This is a genomic window from Emticicia sp. 17c (genome assembly GCF_037153985.1).
Classification (GTDB): Bacteria; Bacteroidota; Bacteroidia; order Cytophagales; family Spirosomataceae; genus Emticicia.
The window spans coordinates 1-548 of record NZ_JBBAYI010000074.1; the positions used below are offsets into that span (position 1 = coordinate 1).

At 47.6% G+C, this 548-nt stretch carries 1 pseudogene; it reads right to left on the reverse strand.

From position 1 onward, the window contains the following. A pseudogene (locus tag WAA15_RS24545) lies at positions 1-548 on the reverse strand (hypothetical protein); the annotation flags it as partial.

Consider the following 548-nt stretch of genomic DNA (forward strand, 5'->3'; position numbering starts at 1 on the left):
CAATTCGCTGCCGTCAAGGTAGCAAAATCTCCGGCACACAAGCTCGTTTTATCCGCTGTAAGCGTCGGCGCATTTGGTATACCTCCAGTACTGATTTGAATGCTATTGGATGCTACACTCGTCCCACAATTTGTCGTACAAGTGGCCGTATAAGCACCTGATTGCGTCACCACCGCCGGATTTGAATAGTTCACTGATTGTCCATCCTTACGCCAGTTTAATGTACCACTGCAATTCGCTGCCGTCAAGGTAGCAAAATCTCCAGCGCACAAGCTCGTTTTATCCGCCGTAATCGTCGGCGCATTTGGTATACCTCCAGTTGTGATTTGAATGCTATTGGATGCCACACTCGTCCCACAATTAGTCGTACAAGTAGCCGTATAAACGCCTGATTGCGTTACTATCGCCGGATTTGAATAAGTCACTGATTGACCATCCTTACGCCAGTTTAAGGTTCCACTGCAATTCGCTGCTGTTAAAGTAGCAAAATCTCCGGCACACAAGCTCGTTTTATCCGCTGTAAGCGTCGGTGCATTTGGTATACCTCC